Source organism: Streptomyces sp. NPDC002793 (assembly GCF_040295485.1).
Classification (GTDB): Bacteria; Actinomycetota; Actinomycetes; order Streptomycetales; family Streptomycetaceae; genus Streptomyces.
Window position 1 is genome coordinate 1 of record NZ_JBEOVL010000045.1, and the last position, 20801, is coordinate 20801.

At 69.8% G+C, this 20801-nt stretch carries 16 protein-coding genes and 2 tRNA genes; 6 read left to right on the forward strand and 12 right to left on the reverse strand.

What is annotated here, in order from left to right:
• Positions 1–217: 217 nt before the first annotated feature.
• Entirely contained in the window at positions 218–1672 is a 1455-nt protein-coding gene (locus ABT001_RS30070) for a catalase (RefSeq protein ID WP_351283956.1), read from the reverse strand.
• Between the two features lie 177 nt (positions 1673–1849).
• Here ABT001_RS30070 and ABT001_RS30075 point away from each other — a divergent pair, with 177 nt between their 5' ends.
• Complete coding sequence (locus ABT001_RS30075) at positions 1850–2269, forward strand: Fur family transcriptional regulator (RefSeq protein WP_351283958.1); 420 nt, start codon at positions 1850–1852, stop codon at positions 2267–2269.
• Positions 2270–2381: 112 nt separating this feature from the next.
• Here the strand turns inward: ABT001_RS30075 and ABT001_RS30080 are convergent.
• The 4 genes from ABT001_RS30080 to ABT001_RS30095 all read right to left on the reverse strand — a co-directional run bounded on the left by ABT001_RS30080 (position 2382) and on the right by ABT001_RS30095 (position 7869).
• Positions 2382–2455 (reverse strand) — tRNA-Met (locus ABT001_RS30080).
• Positions 2456–2551: 96 nt separating this feature from the next.
• The gene (locus ABT001_RS30085) at positions 2552–4606 is read right to left on the reverse strand and encodes a tetratricopeptide repeat protein (RefSeq protein ID WP_351283961.1); all 2055 of its coding nucleotides are present in this window, start codon (positions 4604–4606) and stop codon (positions 2552–2554) included.
• Positions 4607–4822: 216 nt separating this feature from the next.
• Positions 4823–4896 (reverse strand) — tRNA-Met (locus ABT001_RS30090).
• 42 nt (positions 4897–4938) lie between these two features.
• Positions 4939–7869 carry a UPF0182 family membrane protein gene (locus ABT001_RS30095; protein ID WP_351284056.1) on the reverse strand — a complete coding sequence of 977 codons (2931 nt, stop codon included), beginning with the start codon at positions 7867–7869 and terminating at the stop codon, positions 4939–4941.
• A gap of 136 nt (positions 7870–8005) precedes the next feature.
• Between ABT001_RS30095 and ABT001_RS30100 the strand changes: the two genes are divergently transcribed.
• Complete coding sequence (locus ABT001_RS30100; RefSeq protein WP_351283964.1) at positions 8006–8566, forward strand: PPA1309 family protein; 561 nt, start codon at positions 8006–8008, stop codon at positions 8564–8566.
• Positions 8567–8596: 30 nt separating this feature from the next.
• Here the strand turns inward: ABT001_RS30100 and ABT001_RS30105 are convergent, their stop codons facing one another.
• The 3 genes from ABT001_RS30105 to ABT001_RS30115 all read right to left on the reverse strand — a co-directional run bounded on the left by ABT001_RS30105 (position 8597) and on the right by ABT001_RS30115 (position 11826).
• A complete protein-coding gene (locus ABT001_RS30105) occupies positions 8597–9703 on the reverse strand; it encodes a YlbL family protein (protein ID WP_351283966.1) in 1107 nt (368 codons plus the stop codon).
• A gap of 408 nt (positions 9704–10111) precedes the next feature.
• Positions 10112–10573 carry a molybdenum cofactor biosynthesis protein MoaE gene (locus ABT001_RS30110; RefSeq protein ID WP_351283969.1) on the reverse strand — a complete coding sequence of 154 codons (462 nt, stop codon included), beginning with the start codon at positions 10571–10573 and terminating at the stop codon, positions 10112–10114.
• Between the two features lie 110 nt (positions 10574–10683).
• Positions 10684–11826, reverse strand: a complete 1143-nt coding sequence (locus ABT001_RS30115; protein ID WP_351283972.1) for an SDR family oxidoreductase — start codon at positions 11824–11826, stop codon at positions 10684–10686.
• A gap of 191 nt (positions 11827–12017) precedes the next feature.
• Between ABT001_RS30115 and ABT001_RS30120 the strand changes: the two genes are divergently transcribed.
• Together ABT001_RS30120 and ABT001_RS30125 are read left to right on the forward strand one after the other, a co-directional pair.
• On the forward strand, positions 12018–13463 hold the full coding sequence (locus ABT001_RS30120) for a zinc-dependent metalloprotease (RefSeq protein ID WP_351283975.1): 1446 nt from the start codon (positions 12018–12020) through the stop codon (positions 13461–13463).
• On the forward strand, positions 13460–14005 hold the full coding sequence (locus tag ABT001_RS30125; RefSeq protein ID WP_351283978.1) for an NUDIX hydrolase: 546 nt from the start codon (positions 13460–13462) through the stop codon (positions 14003–14005). The genes ABT001_RS30120 and ABT001_RS30125 overlap by 4 nt, the downstream gene beginning before the upstream one ends.
• Before the next feature lie 52 nt (positions 14006–14057).
• On the opposite strand, the gene ABT001_RS30130 is transcribed toward ABT001_RS30125, so the two are convergent.
• From ABT001_RS30130 to ABT001_RS30145, 4 genes are all read right to left on the reverse strand, one after another.
• Entirely contained in the window at positions 14058–14813 is a 756-nt protein-coding gene (locus tag ABT001_RS30130) for an AIM24 family protein (protein WP_351283981.1), read from the reverse strand.
• 19 nt (positions 14814–14832) lie between these two features.
• Entirely contained in the window at positions 14833–15513 is a 681-nt protein-coding gene (locus ABT001_RS30135; protein WP_351283984.1) for an AIM24 family protein, read from the reverse strand.
• Between the two features lie 11 nt (positions 15514–15524).
• On the reverse strand, positions 15525–17195 hold the full coding sequence (locus tag ABT001_RS30140; protein ID WP_351283987.1) for a TerD family protein: 1671 nt from the start codon (positions 17193–17195) through the stop codon (positions 15525–15527).
• Between the two features lie 106 nt (positions 17196–17301).
• The gene (locus ABT001_RS30145) at positions 17302–17925 is read right to left on the reverse strand and encodes a M48 metallopeptidase family protein (protein WP_351283990.1); all 624 of its coding nucleotides are present in this window, start codon (positions 17923–17925) and stop codon (positions 17302–17304) included.
• Positions 17926–18105: 180 nt separating this feature from the next.
• Between ABT001_RS30145 and ABT001_RS30150 the strand changes: the two genes are divergently transcribed.
• Complete coding sequence (locus tag ABT001_RS30150) at positions 18106–19251, forward strand: ThiF family adenylyltransferase (RefSeq protein WP_351283993.1); 1146 nt, start codon at positions 18106–18108, stop codon at positions 19249–19251.
• Positions 19252–19315: 64 nt separating this feature from the next.
• Positions 19316–20773, forward strand: a complete 1458-nt coding sequence (locus ABT001_RS30155; protein WP_351283996.1) for an ABC1 kinase family protein — start codon at positions 19316–19318, stop codon at positions 20771–20773.
• Positions 20774–20801 lie beyond the last annotated feature (28 nt).

A 20801-nucleotide genomic window follows, 5' to 3' on the forward strand; every position in this document is an offset into this window, starting at 1 on the left:
AAGGGCGGGCCTGGCGGCGTCTGGTGCGTGCGATCGCAAGGCGGAGGGTCGCCCCGATACTGGATGTATCGGGGTGATCCCGACAACGCGGCGAGTGTGCGTGCCAGGCGTCGCCAGGCAGGCGGGACTTCCGAAACACGCCCTAGGGCGTGCGCACGACAGCGGGCCGGACCCCCGGAACCTCCCGGGAATCCGGCCCGCCGCCCGACGGCAGGGGCTACCGGCCGCGCAGGGCCTGGACCGCGGCTTCGAGCCGCTTGCCGAAGTCCGCGTCGGCCTGACGGAAGTTGCCGATCGCCCGCTCGGCGATGTCGTCGCGCGAGACCTGGGAGATGAACCCGGAGAGGTTGTCGATCAGCCGCTCCTTCTCGCCCTCGGACATCAGCCGGTAGAGGTTGCCCGCCTGCACGAAGTCGTCGTCCTCGGAGTGGACCGGCGTCTCGTGGTTGCCCGTACCGCCCGTGACGGGAACGGGCTGCCAGAGCGGCCGGCCCGTCTGCGCCGGGCCGCCGAAGCTGTTCGGCTCGTAGTTCTTCGCACCCTGGTGCCGGCCGTCGTACAGGTAGCCGTCCCGGCTGTTGGTGCGCGCCTCGGTGGCGTGCGGGCGGTTCACCGGCAGGTGGTCGGCGTTGATGCCCACGCGGTAACGGTGGGCGTCGCCGTAGGCGAAGAGGCGCCCCTGGAGCATCTTGTCGGGGGACGGGCCGATGCCGGGCACGAAGTGCGCCGGGCTGAAGATCGACTGCTCGACCTCGGCGAAGATGTTCCCCGGGTTGCGGTTGAGCTCCAGCCTGCCGATCTCGATCGGCGGGTAGTCCGCGTGGGGCCACACCTTGGTGAGGTCGAACGGGTTGAAGCGGTAGGTCGCCGCCTCGGCCGCCGGCATGATCTGGACCTGCACGGTCCAGCTCGGGAAGTCGCCCCGCTCGATGGATTCTCGCAGGTCGCGCTGGTGACTGTCCGGGTCCGTGCCGGAGAGGCGCACCGCCTCCTCGGCGGTGAGGTTCTTGATGCCCTGGTCGGTCTTGAAGTGGTACTTGACCCAGAAGACCTCGCCGGCCTCGTTGTTCCACTGGAACGTGTGCGAACCGAAGCCGTCCATGTGACGGTACGAGGCGGGGATGCCCCGGTCTCCGAAGAGCCAGGTCACCTGGTGCGTGGACTCGGGTGACAGACCCCAGAAGTCCCAGACGTTGTCCGCCTCCTGCGAGCCGGTGTACGGGTCGCGCTTCTGGGTGTGGATGAAGTCGGGGAACTTGATGGCGTCCCTGATGAAGAAGACCGGGGTGTTGTTGCCGACCAGGTCGTAGTTGCCCTCTTCGGTGTAGAACTTCAGCGCCCAGCCACGGGGGTCCCTGGCCGCGTCGGCGGAGCCGAGGTTGCCCGCCACGGTGGAGAAGCGCAGGAAGGTCTCGGTCTGCTTGCCGACCTCCGAGAGGAAGGCGGCCCGGGTCCACTGCGAGACGTCCCGGGTCAGCGTGAAGGTTCCGTACGCACCGGCACCTCTGGCGTGCACGACACGCTCCGGTATGCGCTCACGGTTGAAGTGGGCGAGCTTCTCGAGGAGCGCCTGGTCCTGTACGAGGACCGGCCCACCCGGGCCGGCGGTCTCGCTGTTCTGATTGTCGGCCACCGGAGCGCCGGCCTCCGTGGTGAGCGGTCCCTGAGTCACTCGCGCCTCCTGCGTCAATGTCCTGCACAGCGTCGTTCCCTGTGCAGCCTGTTCTCGGCCGCAGCCTGTCCTTGGCCAGTACGCCACCGATCCTACATTGGACTTAATCCAAGTCAATCAGCCATCTAAAGTCACACCCACTCGGAACTCAGCCCTCCCACTGTTAGGCTGGACGCCATGAGTGACCTCTTGGAACGACTCCGTGGACGCGGCTGGCGCATGACGGCACAGCGGCGCGTGGTGGCCGAGGTTCTCGAAGGGGACCACGTGCACCTGACGGCGGACGAGGTCCACGCGAGGGCCGTCGACCGGCTGCCCGAGATCTCCCGCGCCACGGTCTACAACACGCTGGGCGAGATGGTGTCCCTCGGCGAGGTCCTCGAGGTGTCCACCGACCGCCGGGCGAAGCGGTACGACCCCAACGCCCACCGCCCCCACCACCACCTGGTGTGCGGGCGCTGCGGAGCGATCCGGGACGTGCATCCGTCCGGCAACCCGCTGGCGGACCTGCCGGACGACGAACGCTTCGGCTTCACCGTCTCCGACGTCGAGGTGACGTACCGCGGCATCTGCCCGAGCTGCGCAGCCGCGGCCTGAGGGCTCGGCACGCCGGGCCTCCGCGCCGAGCGCGGACGGCTCCTCGACTCCGGCCTACGGACATACGACAGAGGCCCGGATCCTCGAAAGGATCCGGGCCTCTGTCTTTCAGTAGCGGGGACAGGATTTGAACCTGCGACCTCTGGGTTATGAGCCCAGCGAGCTACCGAGCTGCTCCACCCCGCGCCGTTGTGATTGCAACTCTACGGGGCCCCGCCGACCAGCGCAAATTCATTCCCCGGTCACCCGAACGCAGCACGCGAGACGACCGGCCGGCAGCCCTCACGCGGTGAGCTCCTGGTGCAGCGCCTCCCGCAGCCGCGCGGCACGCTCGGCCACCTCCGCCGGGCCCAGCTCGACCGCGCGGGCGCACCAGCGCTGCCCCTCGGTGAGCTCACCCCGGCGGGCGGCGAGCAGCGCGAGGCGCAGTGCGGCCCTGCCGTGCCCGTCGTTGGCGGCACGGCTCCACCACAGGGCCGCTTCGCGCTCGCTGCCCTCACGGGCGAGCAGCAGGCCGAGGTTGAAGGCGCCGTTGCGGCTGCCCGACTCGGCGGCCCGGCGGTACCAGCGCGCCGCGCTCACCATGTCGCCTCGTGCGGCCGCGAGCATCCCCGCCCTGACCTGAGCGCGGCGGTGCCCCTGCTCGGCCGCGCGCTCGTACCACTCCTCGCACTCGGTCTTCTCCGGCATCGGCTCTCCCAGTGCGGGAGGTCCGGGTGCCGTCTGACGCAGATCGAGGACACCGGCGAGCCGGAAGGCCGCCTCCGCGCTGCCGCCGCCCGCGGCGCAGCGCAGATGCCGCTCGGCCTCCCGCTCGTCGCCGTCCCGCAGCAGTGCCATCCCGACCTGGAGCGCGGCGTCGGTGTGCCCGGCCGCCGCCGCCCGCTGGTACCAGCCGAGCGCCGTACGGTCCTCGTCCCGCCCGGCGTGCAGGATGCCGAGGTTGAAGGCGGCGTCCACACTGCCCGCCTCCGCCGCCTTGGAGAACCAGGGCTCGGCTCCGGTGGCGTCCCCGGCCTGGAGCAGCAGCACGGCCAGCGCGTTCGCCGCCTCACGGTGTCCGGCGTAAGCGGCTCGGCGGTACCACTGCTCGGCCTGCGGGATCCGGTCCTGAGCGGCGCAGAGCAGGCCGAGGTTGTACGCGCCGTTGACGTCGCCCGCGTCCATCGCGGCCCGGTACCAGCGCTCGGCGGTCTGCTGCTCACCCCTGGCGGCGTGCAGCGCCCCCAGCGCGTTGGCGGCATTGCCGTCGCCGTCCTGGGCGGCACGCAGCCACCACACGGCCGCGCTCTCCTCGTCCCCCGCGTCGCGCAGCAGGAATCCGAGCGCGCAGGCGGCCCGGGGCTCGCCGTCCTTGGCCGCGGTGAGGTACCAGCGGCCGGCCTCCTTCAGCTCGCCGCGCTGTTCGAGGATGGCTCCGAGATGCAGGGCGGCACGGCGGTGACCACGCGCCGCGGCCTGGCGGTACCACTGCTCGGCCTCGCCCATCCGTCCGGCGTCCGGCCCCGCGACGGGACTGTCCCGCCGCGCGGGCATGCCGGGGTCCAGCCCCCGGCGGCCCTCGCCCACGACGCGTCCCAGACCGAAGGCGTCGTGCGCATCGCCCACGGCATTGCGCTCGATCGTCCGTGCCAGGCGGTACGCGGCTTCCCTGTGGCCCTGTTCCGCGGCGGCGCGCAGCCAGCGCTCGGCACCGCCGTCACCGCGGTGCTCCAGCAGGTCGGCCAGCGCGTACGCGCCCAGCGCGTGGCCCTGCTCGGCGGACTGGCGCAGCCAGTACTCGGCGCCGGGCTCGTCCCCGCGCTCACGGAAGTGCCGGCCGAGGGCGTGCGCGGCGGCGGCGGAGCCCGCCACGGCGGCGATGCGCCACCAACCGGCGGCCTCGTCCGGATATCCCCTCTGATGGAGGAGCACGCCGAGGTTGTTCGCCGCGGCCCGGTCGCCCTCGGCGGTGGCCGCGCGGAGGTGGATCTCGGCGCCGTCGAGGTCGCCTCGGCGCAGCAGGAGTGCGCCCAGGACGCTCATCGACGCCGGGTCCCCGGCTTCCGCTCCGCGCCGGTGCCGCGCCTCGGTCTCGTCGGCGTGGTCCGCGGTCTCCGTACTGTCCGTGTTCCCGGCGGGGTACGCACCGGTGCCGGCGCGCCCCTCGGCATCGGCACCGGTGCCGGTGGTGCCCACGGCGAGGACGGCGGCCTCGCGGGCGCCGTCGGCGATGTCGACGGTCCCGGCCAGGGCAGCGGCGAATGCCTCATCTGCCACGTTTTCCGTCGTCCGGCCGCGTCGCTGCACAAACCGCCCTGTCTCCAACAGAGTTGCCCTGTCCCCCATAAATACCATCGTCGCACCACCCGCAACCCGCGTACACCTGGTATACCGCGACCAGTGAGGTCACTTCAGCGTTTTGTCGACATGCCCACAGAGAGACAAGTGAAACATGATCGGGACCAACACGTGCCCCGTGAACCGCACTTCACTCCGACAACGTGAAAAACGTCCCATGACACGACATGACGAAGGCCCGGATCCTTGAGGATCCGGGCCTTCGCCTTTCAGTAGCGGGGACAGGATTTGAACCTGCGACCTCTGGGTTATGAGCCCAGCGAGCTACCGAGCTGCTCCACCCCGCGCCGTTGTGTTCAAACAGTACCACGGCGCGGGGTGGGGCTTTCTCAACTGCCCTGGTCGTCGCCCTCCGGCTTGGTGGCGCCCTCGGTGTCCGAGGCGCCGCCTGCCCCCTTGGGCTGTGCCGCCGCCGCGCGCTCGAGCGCCTCCTGGAGGTCCGACTGGGCCTTGCCGTAGGCCTCCCAGTCCTGCTCCTTGAGAGCTGCCTCTCCCGCCGTGTACGCCTTCTGGGCGTCCGCGATGGCCTTCTTCAGAGCCGCCTCACCGGTGGCCGGGGGCTCCGTGGTGTCGCCCGGTGGCTCGGTCGGCTCCTCCGTCGGCGGCGTGGTCGTGTCGCCCTCGACGCCGAAGACCGCGTTGAGCGCCTCCCCGAGACTGTTCTCGAAGACGATCTTCGACCCGTACGAGGCGGCCACCTTGCGCAGCAGCGGATAGTTCTGCGTGCCACCGCGCGTGTAGACCGGCTCGATGTAGAGGAAACCTCCGTCGAGCGGCACGGTCAGCAGATTGCCGTACTCGATGTCCGAGTCGGTGCCCTTGAGGTTCCTCACGAACTCGGCGACGTCGTCGTTGCCGTTGAGCTCACTCTGGACCTGGCCCGGGCCCTTCACGGTGGTGGTGACTCTCAGGAGTCTGATCGTGCCGTAGTCCTTGCTGGCCGCGTCCGCGTCCACCGTCATGAACGCCCCCAGGTTGGGGCGCCCTCTCGGGGTGAAGGTCGTGGTCAGGGAGAACGTCTGGGAGTCCTGGCCCGGCATCTTCATGCTCAGGTAGTACGGCGGGACGGCCCCGGGTTCCTTGTTCGTGGGGTCGTCGGGCACCTGCCAGGCGTCACTGCCGCTGTAGAACTGCCGGGGGTCCTCGACGTGGTACCGGGTGAGCAGCTCCCGCTGGACCTTGAACAGGTCCTGCGGGTAACGCAGGTGCTCCATCAGCTCCTGCGGGATGTCCGCCCGCGGCTCCACCGTGTCGGGGAACGCCTTGCTCCAGGTCTTGAGCACCGGGTCCTCGGTGTCCCACTCGTAGAGCTTGACCGTGCCGTCGTAGGCGTCGACGGTGGCCTTCACCGAGTTCCGGATGTAGTTGACCTGGTTCTGCTGGGCGACGACCGCACGCTGGTTGGTGGTCAGCGAGTCGGCCGTGGTGTCACCGAGCGTCGTACGCGAGGCGTACGGATAGCCGTTCGTGGTGGTGTACGCGTCGACGACCCATTGGATGCGCTTGTCGACGACCACGGGGTAGGCGTCGCCATCGATGGTCAGCCAGGGCGCCACCGCCTCGACGCGCTCCTTGGGCGTGCGGTTGTACAAGACCCGCGAACCCTCTCCGATGGCTCCGGAGTACATGATCTGCGGCTCGCTGAAGGACACGGCGTAGGCCGCCCGGTTGAAGGCGTTGGCGAGGCTGACGCCGCTGTCGCCCTCGTAACTGGTGGTCTTCTCGCCGTCCTCCTCGTAGTCGAGCTCCTTCTGGGGCCCTCCGACGATGGAGTACTGCTCGGTCTTCTCGCCGTAATAGATCCGCTGCTCGTACCCCTTGTCCAGCTCGCCGCTGGTCGGCAGACCCGACTCGGTGAAGTCCGGGGAGCCCACCGGATTGGTGCCCGTGGTGGTGCCCCGGGCCGCGATGGCGCCGTAGCCGTGGGTGTACGTGAAGTGGTCGTTGATCCAGTTCCGCTTGGGAAGGCCGTCGAGGTTCAGCTCGCGCAGACCGATGACGGTGTCCTGCTCCTTGCCGTCCTTGTCCTTGTAGCGGTCGACGTCCAGCGTCTTGGGGAACTGGTAGTAGTTCCGCTTCTGCTGGAGCTGCTGGAACGCGGGTGAGACGACGTTCGGGTCCATCACCCGGTAGCTGGCGGCGGAGTCGGCGCTCGCCCTCAGCTTCGTGCTGTCATCGGTCGTGCTCGTGCCCGCGTAGTCGTCCACCTTCGCGTCGTCGATGTCGTAGGCATCTCGTGTCGCGTCGATGTTCTTCCGGATGAACGGCGCTTCCTTGGCCTGCTCGTTGGGCTGGACCTGGAACTTCTGCACGATCGCCGGGTAGAGGCCGCCGATCAGGATCGCGGACAGCACCATCAGGCCGAACCCGATCACCGGCAGCTGCCACGTACGACGCCAGAGGGTCGCGAAGAAGAGCAACGCGCAGATCACGGCGATGCAGAAGAGGATCGTCTTCGCCGGCAGATAGGCGTTGGCATCGACGTACCGCAGGCCGGTCCAGTTGTCCGTGGCCTTGAAGTCACTGGACTTCACGGCCAGGCCGTACCGGTCGAGCCAGTACGCCACGGCCTTCAGCGCGACGAAGAGGCCGAGCAGCACCGAGAGATGTCCGGTGGCCGCACCGGTCGCCCGTGCGCCGGGACTCGTGACCCGCAGCCCGCCGTAGAGGTAGTGGGTCAGCGCCGCCGCGATCAGCGACAGCACCACCGCGGCGAAGCCGAATCCGAGCATGAAGCGGTACCACGGCAGGTCGAAGGCGTAGAAGGAGACGTCCAGCTTGAACTGGGGGTCCTTCTGCCCGAACGACACGCCGTTGACATACATCAGCCAGGTACGCCACTGGCCCGACGCGGAAGCTCCCGCGATCAGCCCGACGAGCGCGGTGACCGCGAGCAGCACCCACTTCTTGTGCGGGGCGACGCTCATCCGGTAGCGGTCCAGGCTCTGCTGTTCCAGTGACATCGCGCTCAGCGGCGGCCGGAGCCGGTGCGCGAGCCAGATGTTCAAGCCGACGGCGAGGGCCATCAGCAGTCCGAAGACGAGGAACAGTCCGATCTTGGTCCACAGAGTGGTGGTGAAGACTGACGTGAATGCGACCGACCTGTACCAGAGCCAGTCCGTCCAGAACCCGGCGAACATGACGAAGGCCATGGCGAGAACCGCCAGGACGCCCAAAGTCATGAGCAGGGTACGGACGCGCCGGGACGGGCGGCCGACTCTCATCCGTGGCCCGGTCGGGCCTCCGCCGCGGTCCGGCATCTGGAAAGCCAACGTGCGCACCTCGAAGTTCGCGGTCGTGTGAAGCAGGCCCAGCGATCGTAGAGCCCACCTATGCAACTTACTGAGGCTTTACCTAGTTCCCGTTCCCGGGGCATAAGGAGGCAGGATATTGAGCATGCCCAATGTTTCCCCCTCAGGCCCCCCGATGGCCGCGAGTCCACTCACCGTCGCCGTCCTCGAGATCGACGCCTATGCGGCAGGTCTCGGCTGGGACCAGCCGGCCCGGCTGTTCGCCCTGGTCGACACCGCCCGGCTGCGCGCCCACGAGCCCGGCCTCGCCGCCCAGCTCGGTCTCGACGACACCTCTACCACGACCGCCACTCTCACCCCCGTCGAGCAGGAGGAGCTCCCCGACGGCACCGCGCTGGACGAATTCCTCGCCACGATCGCCTGGCCCGACGCCGTGGTCGGTTGTGCCATGACCGTGGAGCGGATGATGCTGCCGCCGTCCGCGGAGGCGTCCGTGCCTGACGGCCTGACCGATGCCCAGCTGACCAAGTGGGTCGCCGAGCACCCGGACCGTCAGGAGGTGCGCATGACCGTGGCGGTACTGCGGGACGGGGCGCGCGACTCCGCCGTGCGCCTGCGGGAGAAGGACTCCCCGACCGAGGTGCTCACCGGTGCGGGACTCGTCCCGGGGCTGGCCGAGGCACTCGCGGCGACCTTCGAGTCCTGACCTCTCCGGTCTCCCGGGCGGGGACCGGCCTCAGCTCGCCGAGCAGCTCGGCAGGCCGGCCGTGTCCCCCGTCCGGATCTTCTCCAGGGACTTCTTGGCGTCGTCGAGGGTCTTCACCCTCACCAGGGTGAGGCCGCTCGGGGTGTCGGAGGCCGCGGCGGCGCAGTTGTCGTCCGGGGTCAGGAAGTACTCGGCGCCCTCGTCGCGTGCGCCGACCAGCTTCATGTTGATACCGCCGATGGGGCCGACCTTGCCGTCGTCGTCGATGGTGCCGGTGCCGGCGATGAACTCGCCGCCCGTCAGCTTCCCGGGGGTCAGCTTGTCGATGATGCCCAGCGAGAACATCAGTCCGGCACTCGGGCCGCCGACATCGGCCAGCTTGATGTCGATCTCGAACGGGAACGTGTGGTCGGTCCCCGCCTGGATTCCCACGATCGCCCGGTCCTCCGAGGGGTTCGCGGGGTCCTCGGGCGCCTTCCGCGTGGTGAGGGTGACGTCCTGGGAGCCCTGGGGCTCCTTCCCCGCCTTCTCGGCGGCGGCCGCGGTCTTCGCGGGGACGACCGTGAAGACGACGTCCTCGCCGGGCTCGTGCTTCGTGACGAGCTTCGCGACGTCCTCCGGCTCCTCGACCGCCGTGCCGTCGACGGCCTTGATCACATCACCCGCGTGCAGCTCGCCCTCGGCGGCACTGTCCTTGACGACGGTGGAGACCACCACACGGGAGGTGACGGGGATCTTCAGCTCCTCCAGGGCGGCGACCTTGGCGCTCTCCTGGGACTGGCTGAACTCCTCGGCGTTCTCCTGCGTCGACTCCTCCTCGGTCTTGCCGTCCGGGTAGAGGGTGTCGTGAGGCACGACCACGCTGTCGTGGGCCAGCCAGCCGTAGACGGCCTCGACGATGTTCATGTCGTAGTCCGCGCCGGTGACACGGACCGTCGTCATGTTGAGGTTGCCCGAGGTCGGATAGGTCTTGTGACCACTGATGTGCAGAACCGGCTCGCCACGGGCGTCGCCGAGCGTGTTCACCGTCGGGCCCGGGGACATCTCGGAATACGGCACGCGAATCAGCACGCCTGCGCAGAGCAGCGCGATGAGGATGAGGGTGGAGGCGAGCATCGTCGCGGTGCGGCGTGGCATGGAACGACAGTACGGGAACGGCCTGTCGGTGCACGGTCGGGGCCGGTCCGTACGGGTCCGCACGGGAAGGGGTGCGGTGCCTGATCGGCGGCCTCGTACAGCGCGGAGGTTCAGACGGCCTCGGAACCGGAGTGCGATTTCTCCATCGCTTCACGGAACCTGGCGTAGCCGGCGAGTTCGGTGACATCGCCGGTGGTTCGATTACGGGCTGCCCACCCTCCCCATATCGCTGCGCCAAGAGCAGCTATGAGTGGAATCAACAGCCAAGCGAGTGCTGCCATCACGACCTCCCTACCCCATGAGCGACCGCAACTGACGATCAGAAGATTAACCAGCTGCAGGAGCAACGCTCATCGCAGGGGTGCGGTTACGCAAATCGGGGCTGATGCCCCCAGGGGCGGTTTGCGCTCAGCAGGCGCCGACCCACTCCTCCGTGCCGTCGGAGAATCGCTGGTGCTTCCAGATCGGGACCTCGTGCTTGAGGTCGTCGATCAGCTTGCGGCAGGCGTCGAAGGCTTCAGCCCGATGGGCGCAGGAGACGGCGACGACCACCGCCAGATCGCCCACACCCAGTTCACCCACCCGGTGGACAGCGGCCAGCGCCCGGACCGGGAACTCCGCCACCACCTTCTCGGCCACCCTGCGGAGCTCGTCGCCGGCCGTCGGATGGCAGGAGTAGCCGAGGGCGCCGACGTCCTGGCCGCCGTCGTGATTGCGCACGGTGCCGACGAAGAGCGCCATGCCTCCCGCGGCGTCGTCCCCGACCGCGCGGAAGATCTCGTCGACGGACAGCGGTGTTTCACGGATGTCGAGGAGCCGGATGGGGTCCTGGGCGGACTGCTCGCCGGGGTGGTCGTGGGTGCGTGCCATGGACCCATCGTGCCGCACGGCACCGACATCCCGTAATGGCGTGTTCGACCGGCGGCGGGCCGGCCCGCTCGGAGCCTCCTACCAGGCGGGGCAGCCGGGCCGCCGCGGGACTAGAAGCGACGGCGCGCCTTGCGGGCCCGCCGCACCAGCGCCGCCGTGCCGAGCAGCGCGACGGTCGCCCCCGCCGCTCCCGCCGCGGTGGCGTCCTTGCGGCCGAGCCGCCGGCCGGCGACCGTGTGGCGCCCCTCGACCTCTTCCAGGAGCGCTGCAAGCACTTCCTCGTTGGTCCACCGGGGGCGCCACCCCGCGTCGTGGAGCCTGCTCACACTGACCACCCAGGGGTGCATGGTGTAGGCGAGATCGCCGGCCGGTGACGGTGTGAGACCGATCCGGTGCAGCCGGGCAGCGGCACCGAGAGCGACGGCGGACGGCAGCTCCATGCGGCGCACCCCGGAGAGCTCCTCCACCTCCTCCTGTTCGAGCCAGCCGTCGCAGCCGACCGCGAACTCCCCGTCGATCTTCTCCAGGGCCGCGTACTCCAGGGCGCTCACCAGGTCGTTCACATGGCAGAACTGCCACGCCGGGCGTGAGCCGGCGACGACGAGGAGCCGGGGGGACTCGAAGTACCTGGTGAGCGCCGTGTCCGTGCCTCCGACCAGGACCGTGGGACGTACCACCGTGACGTTCAGGCCGGGGTGGGCTCGGGGCGCGCGGCGACCGAGCCGTTCGATCTCCAGCAGGTCACCGACGCCGGTGGCCTCGGCGGTGGCCCTCAGTTCCGCGTCCTCGGAGAGCGGGATGTCGTTGTCGGGCAGAGCGCCGTAGACCATGGCCGAGGTGCACAGCACGACCCGGTGGACGCCCACGGCCGCCGCCGCCGTCAGCACGGTCTGGGTACCGCGCACGTTGTACGCGGTACGGGCGGCGGGGTCTGTCTCCAGGTCGAGGTCGAGGGCCATGTGCACCACGACGTCCGCGCCGCGGAGCTTCTCGGCGATGGCGGGATCCCGTACGTCCAGGATGTGCCAGGTGGCCTCGGAGACGTCCCCTCGGCGCTCGTCGATGGCGATGACCTGCTTGATCTCGTCGGATGCGGCGAGGTGGGCGGTGAGCAGCTCACCGACGCCGCCGGCGGCACCGGTGACCGCGACGACGGGTCCGCGGCTTCGGGAGGAATTTTTCGTCGGCTTGCTTTCGGGCGAGGGGTCGGCCAGGTTTCGCGCTGCGCGAACCTGCGGATCTGGGGAACTCACCGGGCGTCTCCAGCGGTTGTCTTCAGTACGTACCCGAATGACGCGTACGTACCAGGTGGCGTCCATCCTGCCGCAGGCCGGGAGCCGGCGGAGCACTGAGGGCCTGAGCGGTCTTCGGTGTCTACGCTGGATGGTGATGTCGGGCAGTCGCCGTCGGTTCGAGCCGGCGGCCCTACGAGCCGAGGAAACCCGTGAGTGACACCCCATTCGGATTCGGCCTTCCGCCGGAGGAGCCGGAAGACGGCGACGAAGGCAAGAAGAAGGACCCCACCGGTGGTGGGCAGGGCCCGGGCGGACCGGCGAACCCGTTCGGCATCGGGCCCGGCGCCGGCGGGGACAACCCGTTCGCCGCGATGTTCGGCTCCATGAACCCGAACGACCTGGGTGCCGCCTTCCAGCAGCTCGGCCAGATGCTGAGCTACGAGGGTGGACCGGTCAACTGGGACATGGCCAAGCAGATCGCCCGCCAGACCGTGTCGCAGGGCACCACGGACGGCAGCAAGGACGCGAGCGTCGGCCCCGCGGAGCGGGCGTCCGTCGACGAGGCGCTGCGTCTCGCCGACCTCTGGCTGGACGGTGTGACGTCGCTCCCCTCAGGTTCCGTCTCGACGGTGGCGTGGAGCCGGGCCGAGTGGGTCGAGGCCTCGCTGCCCGCCTGGCAGCAGCTGGTCGACCCGGTGGCCGAACGCGTCGGCCTGGCCATGGGCGACGTCCTGCCGGAGGAGATGCAGGCCATGGCCGGCCCGCTGATCGGCATGATGCGGTCCATGGGCGGCGCGATGTTCGGCCAGCAGATCGGGCAGGCCGTGGGCGTGCTCGCCGGCGAGGTCGTCGGCTCGACCGACATCGGCCTGCCGCTGGCGCCGGCCGGCAAGGCCGCGCTGCTCCCGCTGAACGTCGAGCGGTTCGGCAAGGACCTGAGCGTGCCGCAGGACGAGGTGCGGCTGTACCTGGCGCTGCGTGAGGCAGCCCACCAGCGGCTCTTCGCCCATGTTCCGTGGCTGCGCTCACATCTGTTCGGTGCGGTCGAGGCCTATGCGCGTGGCATCAAGGTCGACACCAGCAAGCTCGAGGACGTCGTCGGCCAGTTCGACCCGTCGCAGCCCGAGCAGCTGCAGGACGCTCTCCAGCAGGGCATGTTCCAGCCGGAGGACACTCCTGAGCAGAAGGCGTCGCTGGCCCGTCTGGAAACCGCCCTCGCCCTCGTCGAGGGCTGGGTCGACGCGGTGGTGCACGAGGCCGCCAAGTCCCGGCTGACCTCGGCGGACGCGCTGCGGGAGACCATGCGCAGGCGCCGGGCCTCCGGCGGTCCCGCCGAGCAGACCTTCGCCACGCTCATCGGGCTCCAGCTGCGGCCGCGCAGGCTGCGGGACGCGTCGCGGCTGTGGGCCTCGCTCACGGACGCCCGGGGCGTCGACGGCCGCGACAACCTGTGGGAACACCCGGACATGCTGCCGACGGCCCAGGACCTGGACGACCCGGACGGCTTTGTCCACCACGAGCAGCTGGACTTCTCCGAGCTGGACAAGATGCTCGGCGAAGCGGCGAAGGGCCCGCAGAAGCCCGCCGACGACGGAGGCGAGGACGAGCCGGGGGACGACCCGCGGAGCGACGGCAAGGGCGACACCGGCAAGTGAGCCTCCATGACGACGCGGTTTCCGTACTCAAGGGCTACGACGGGGGCGACGCGCAGCAGGCGGAGCTGCGCGTGGCGTACCTGGACCATCTGGCCGAGCACCCCGACGGCATGTGGAAGGCGTGCGGGGCCGGACACCTGACGGCCAGCGCTCTGGTGATCGATCCGGAGCGGGGCCGGGTCCTGTTGACGCTGCACAGGAAGCTGCGCATGTGGCTGCAGATGGGCGGTCACTGTGAGCCCGGGGACACCACCCTCGCGGCGGCGGCCCTCCGCGAGGCGACGGAGGAATCGGGGATCTCCGGGCTCACCCTGTTGCCAGGCGGACCTGTCCGGCTGGACCGGCACCCCATCCCGGCGCCCTGCCACTGGCACCTCGACGTGCAGTACGCGGCGACGGCATCGGCCGGGGCGGTGGAGCAGATCAGCGACGAGTCGCTGGATCTGCGCTGGTTCCCCTACGACGAGGTGGCCGGTGTGGCCGACGCCTCGGTCGCGCGGCTGCTGGAACGCACCCGCACACGGCTGGGACAGCAGGGCTGAGGCGAGGGGCGGTCCCCATGGGAGACCGCCCCTCGACATCGCCCCGGACGGATCAGTTCCAGGCGTTGTTCTGGTTCTGCCCGCGGGAACCCTGCTGCCCCACACCGAGCTGGGCCGCGGCCCCCTGACCGATCTGGGCGTTCTGCGGCGGCAGCACCTCGCTCGGCTGGACGAGGGCGAAGCCCTGTCCCAGGAAGCTCAGCTCCCAGCCCTCCCCCGTGTTGCCACGGCGCCGGACGACGCCCGAGGAGTGGGTCTGGGCCTGCATCTGCACCCTCAGCCCGCTCGACCAGGCGACGATCGCGTCGGCGTCGGCGTTGACGTACTTGTCGGGGGTGACCTGCATCATCAGTGGCTGGCCGGAGGTCATCAGCGCGACCTTGCCGCTCCCCGAGACGTTGAGCTGGTACTTGCCCGTGCCGGAGATCCCGTACTGGCTGTCCACAGCGATGACCTCGGTGTGCAGCGAGGAGTCCAGCGCGAGGACGTAGGCGCTGTCGACCGTCATGCCCTCGTGGTCGACGTCGACCAGATGGATGTACTGGGCGAGGTTGGCCAGGTAGACCGTTCCCTGACCCGAGCAGCGCATCAGGTCGAGGCCTTCACCCGTGTTCCTGCGGGCGCGGCGCTGGCCCTGCGACTGGTACTCGCCGTCGAACTCCACGAGCCCCTGGTAGGCGACCATGGCGCCCTTACGGGCGAGGACGTCGTCGTGGCCGGTCAGCGAGACCCGCAGGAGCTGCGGATTCTGGACGGTGTACCGGTCCTGCGACTGCTGTTCGATGTGGCTGAAAAGCGGACTCTGCATGATGTGTTTCCTCCCCCGCTCAGTGCCGGATCCGCAGGCGGTCCGTACTGTCCTCGCTCGGCTGGACGACGACGATGCCCTGGCCCGAGAAGGCCATCTGGTACGCCTCACCGCTGCCCCGCCCGATGAGTGAGCCGGCCTTGAAGCTGCGCTTGCCCTTCACCTTGAGGTTCGGGGACCACGCGACGAGGGCGTCGGGGTCGACGTACGTCTCGTCCTCGCCCTTGCCGCAGTCGACGACGATCGGTGTGCCGCGCGAGGTGATGGCCACCCACCCCGTGCCCTGGATCCCGACGTTCCACAGGCCCTGGCCGGTGAACTTGGCCAGCCCCTTGACCCGCTCCACACCCCAGCTGAGGTGGCCGTCGAAGGCCAGGAGATTGGTGCCGTTGACCGACAGAGCGTCGTTGTCGAGGTTGATGACGACCACGTCGGAGCCGTAGTCGGCGAGATAGAGCAGGCCGTCACCGGCGCACTTCATCAGGGGTGCGCCCTCGCCGGAGATCCACTGGGAGGCGATCTGACGGACGGCGGGCGGGTTGGGCTCGTACTGGATGAAGCCCTCGTAGGCCACCATCGAGCCGGTGCGCGCGTAGAGGTCCTGGCCGGTGGCCATGGCGACCTTGAGCATCGCACGGCCGTGGTTCTCCATGCGGGCCGTGACGGGGGTCGGGGCGAAGCCCGCGAGCTGCTGATTCATGACGGGCTCCCTCAGACCTCGTAGGGCTGGACGACGATGAAGTTCCCGGGTGCTCCCCGGAACTGGAGGTTCACGGTCTCCCCGCTGTGACCCGGGTACGCGTTGCGGCGCAGCCGGACCTGGCTGGAAAGGATCACCTGGGAGGCGGACGACCAGGCCACCACGGCGTTGCAGTCCGCGAAGGTGGTCGGGGTGACCGGCAGGACCACCGGGACGCCGTGGGTCTTGACGACGACGGTGCCGGTGCCCTGGAACTGCATGGTGAACAGGGCGCCGCCGGGGATCCCGTGCCCCTCGATCCTCCGGACCTCGTACTGCAGGGACTCGTCGAAGGCGAGGACGCTCTCCGCGGAGACGCAGATGCCGTCACCCTGCAGCTCGATGGCATGCAGATGCGCCCCTTCCTCGGCGAGGAAGACCTGGCCACGGCCGGAACAGCGCATCAGCTGCATCTCCTGGCCCGTCGCGTTACCGACCATGCGGCCCGCGAAGCCGGCGCCCTTGTAACCGAAGTCGACCTTGCCCTGATACATCACCATGCTGCCCTGACGGGCGAGCACCGGCATGCCGCCCATCGTCAGGTCGACGCGCATGAGCTGCTGGTTCTGCGAGGTCCAGCGCTGCCCGGTGGGTGCCTCCTTGTAGGGCTGCAGGGCGGCCTGCAGGCCCGCGCCGCCCACAGGGACACCCTGGGGCACGCCCTGCGGCATACCTGGCTGCATGCCGGGGGGCTGCTGACCGAAGGGCGCCGGAGCCTGCTGGCCGAACGGCGGGGCAGTCGGCGGCTGCTGCCCGTAGGGCGGGGCGGCCGGAACCTGCTGGCCGTAGGGCGGCGCGGGCGGCTGCTGCTGGCCGTAGGGCGGCGCGGCGGGCGGAGCCCCCTGGCCGGGTACCTGGCCGAACTGCGGCGGCTGAGGTGGCTGGCCGTACGGAGCGGGCGCCGCGGGAGCCGGTGCCACGGGTGCCGCGATCGTCGGCGCGGCATGCATCGGCTGCTGCTGCGGCGCGGGAGCAGGCGCTGCCGGAGCGCCGAACGCCGGTGCGGGCTGCGGCGCCTGCGGGGCGGCCGGAGCACCGAAGGCGGGCGGTGCGGCGGACTGGGCGGGCGGCGCGAACGAGGGAGCTGCCCCCTGAGGCGCTGCCTCGGGAGCCTCCTCGGCGACCTCTCCCCCGAAATTCTTGAGCAGCGCGTCGAGTCCACCGTCGAAGCCCTGGCCCACCGCGGCGAACCGCCAGACGTCCTTCAGATAGAAGTCGCCGAGCATCACCGCGCGTTCGGTGGTGAACTCCGAACCGGTGAAGGCGTACTTCACCACTTCCTCGCCGCCCGCGACGATCCGGATGTATCCGGGGCCGACCTGCGACATCTGGCCGGCACCGTCGAGAGTCGCGGTGAACGACAACTTGTGGATACCGGCCGGAACGCGGTCGAGGGTGACGCGGAAGGACTCGGTGTCACCGGCTTGGGCACCGAGAAGCTGAATGGACTCCTCAGGCGATTTCGGCTGATTGAAGAAGATGAAATACCGGTCGTCGGAGAGCTGCTCATTGGCGTCGAGACCGAAGCAGCTGATGTCGAACGTCAGGCCGGGGCCCGCGATCTGCACACCTACGTACAGATCCGTCCCTGACGTGAGATCACTGATCTTGGCCTTGTGGCCGCGTTGAAATTCCCTGGCCATGCGTAACGACCGTCCCCCATCCCGAAGGTGAATGCGTCGCGTCAGGCTAACCGCAAACCACGAGAACGAGCCAAGCCGGTACAGACCCGGTACAGAACCGGCGACCTCACTCCTCGCGAGCGGCGGGCAGGTGCGGAAGCCGGTCGGCCGCCACGATCCCTTCGAGATAGCCACGCGCACGCTCGGTACGGGGGTACGCCTCCAGGAGCCTCCAGAAACGCGGTCCGTGCCCCGGAACCAGCAGATGGGCCAGCTCGTGGAGGAGTACGTAGTCGACGACGTACTCCGGCATGCCCTGAAGCCGGTGCGAGAGACGGATGCTGCCCTCGGCCGGCGTGCAGGAGCCCCAGCGGGTGTTCTGGTTGGTCACCCACCGCACCGAGGCGGGCCGCGCCCGGCCCTCCAGATACTGACCGGAGAGCCGCTCGGCACGTTCGGTGAGCTCGCCGTCACCGATGACACGCTTGCTCTCCTGCGCGGCGAGCTTGTCGAGCATCACGCCGATCCAGCGCTGCTCCTCGGCCTCCGACATCCGCGCGGGGATGAGCACGATGGTGCGATCACCCTCCCTGTACGCGGAGACCGTTCTGCTGCGCCGGGTACTCCTTCGGACCTCGACCGCACTCGTCACCGATGCACGGGTCTGCTGGGTGGCTGCGCTGCGCGGCCGGCGTCCGGCACCGCGCGCAGGGGGATCCCCGGCGAGACCGGGAGAAGGGTCGGCGGGCACGCCACGACGTTACCCGCCGACGGCACGGGAAGTCCCGCCTCCGCCACGGTTCGGCGTAGATCCACATCTCGGCATGCACCATTTGAACGACTAATGCCCCTGCCTGTGGATAACTTTCGGCCCGATTCGCCGCCACGTTGCATTCTGGCAACGGATCCCGACACCGACCTGGGAGAAGTCATGCATCCGATGCTGAAGCCCGCACTACGCCGAGCCTGGCGCGGCCGGAACACCGTGCAATTCGGTGTGACGCCCGCGCACGCGGTGACACTGGGGCCGATGGATATCGCCACCGGCAGTTTTCTGGAACTCCTCGACGGAACACGGGGACTACCCCTGCTGCGGGAAGAGGCCAGGGCGCTGGATCTGTCGGACCGTCACGTGGACATTCTCGTGTCGCGCCTCTCGGCGGCCGGCCTGCTGGACGACCCGGACGCGGGCGGGCCGGAGGCGGACGCCTTACGCCGTCGGGCCGAGACCCTCGAGCGGCAGCGCCCCGACGCGGCAGCACTCTCCGTGGTCCACCCGGCACCCGGCAGCGGCCTGCGCAGACTCGCGGCCCGACGCGCGATGCGGGTCCAGGTGCGCGGCGCGGGCAGGGTCGGCGCGGCGATCGCCGCAGTGCTGTCCGGATCGGGGGTGGGCCACGTCGAGGTGCTCGACGGAGGCCGCACCGAACCGTGGGACGTCGCGCCCGGCGGACTCCCGGCATCGTCGGTCGGAGAGCGCAGGGACACGGCGGCCCGGCAGCTGGTGCGCAGGTCCGCCGTCGGCGGACCTGCACGATCGGGGGGCACAGCCGCAGCTCAGGCGGGCGGAGAGCCGGCGCTGTCCCTGATCGTGGTGGCCCCCAGGGACGGCCTCTCCGTCTACGCCCCCGATCCGGACATCGCCACGCCGTGGATCGCCGCGGGCACCCCGCATCTCTACGCGGGGGTGATCGAAGCCACCGGGGTGGTCGGGCCGTTGGTCCTGCCCGGCGGCACCGGCTGCGCGGGCTGCCTCGCACTGCACCGCGCGGAGGCCGACCCCCAATGGCCGCGGATGCTCGCGCAGTGGAGGTCGGGACGGCGCACCTGCGTGCAGGCCTGCGATCTCGGCCTGGCGACAGCGGTGGCCGGCCTCGCCTCGGCCCATGCCCTGTCCTTCCTCGACGGCGAGCTCCCCGCCAGCACCGGTGCCCGGTGGGAGGCGGCCATGCCGATGCTGGACTGGCGGTCGGAGCGGCTGGGACCTCACTTCGACTGCGCCTGCGGGGCCGCCGGGCACACTGAGGTGGAGCTCACCTCCGCGGCCGGCGCCACGCAGGACACAATGGCCGGGTGACAGCCGCCGACGGAGCGGAGCCGGATACGCACGCGACACGGCAGTCTGGGAACTGGAGGGGCACATGTCTGATCTTCCCCGGAAGGCGGTCACCCGTACCGCGAAGCTGGCAGCCCTGCCGCTCGGCTTCGCCGGGCGTGCCACATGGGGCCTGGGCAAGCGGATCGGCGGGAAGTCCGCGGAGATCGTGGCCCGTGAGGTCCAGCAGCGCACGGCGGATCAACTCTTCAAGGTCCTGGGGGAGTTGAAGGGTGGCGCGATGAAGCTCGGACAGGCCCTGTCCGTCTTCGAATCCGCACTGCCCGAAGACGTCGCGGGCCCCTATCGGGCAGCGCTGACCAAGCTGCAGGAGGCCGCACCACCCATGCCGACCCGCACCGTTCACGCGGTGCTCGCGGAGCGACTGGGCGAGGACTGGCGGGACCTGTTCACCGAGTTCGACGACCGGCCCGCCGCCGCGGCCTCGATCGGACAGGTCCATCGCGCCGTATGGCATGACGGACGCGACGTCGCGGTGAAGGTGCAGTACCCGGGCGCCGGTGCGGCGTTGCTGTCGGATCTCACCCAACTCAGCCGCTTCGCACGGCTGCTCGGCCCACTGGTCCCCGGGATGGACATCAAGCCACTCATCACGGAGCTCCGCGACCGCGTGTCCGAGGAGCTGGACTACGAACTCGAGGCCCGGGCCCAGCAGGAGCACTCGGCGGAGTTCGAGGGCGATCCGGACGTCGTGATACCGGCAGTGGTGCATCAGTCCGAGCAGGTGCTGGTGACGGAGTGGTTGGAGGGAACTCCCCTGTCCGAGGTGATCGCTGACGGTACGACGGAGCAGCGTGACCGGGCCGGCCAGCTGCTGGCACGTTTCCTGTTCTCGGGGCCCGCGCGCACCGGTCTGCTGCACGCGGACCCCCATCCGGGAAACTTCCGGCTGCTTCCTCCAGCAGCCGTGACCGAGGCGGAGGTGGAAGGGGCAGAGGCGGACGGGGCGGACAGCGATTTCGGCCTGTGGCGTCTGGGAGTTCTGGACTTCGGCACGGTGGACCGCCTTCCCGGTGGCCTGCCGCAGATCATCGGAAACGCCCTGCGGATGACGCTGGACGGAGACGCCGACGCTGTCTACGCCATGCTGTGCGAGGCCGGCTTCGTCAAGGAGTCGATCGATCTCGAAGCGGATGCCGTACTCGATTATCTGCTGCCCATCATCGAGCCCGCGCAGGTGGATGAGTTCACCTTCACCCGCTCCTGGCTGCGCGGTCAGGCCGCCAGGATCGCGGATCCCCGCTCCCCGGCACATCAGCTGGGAAAGCAGCTGAACCTGCCCCCGTCCTACCTGCTCATACACCGCGTGACGCTGAGCACGATCGGGGTGTTGTGCCAGCTGGGCGCGACCGTCAGTCTGCGGGACGAGCTGGAATCCTGGCTGCCCGGCTTCCAGGAGAAGTACGACGCGGACGCGGACGACACCGCGGCGGACGCCGCGGACAGCACCGGCGCCGAGGACGGTCAGGCGGTCGAGGTGTAGCCGAGGTGCAGAGGTCACGAGGGAGCAG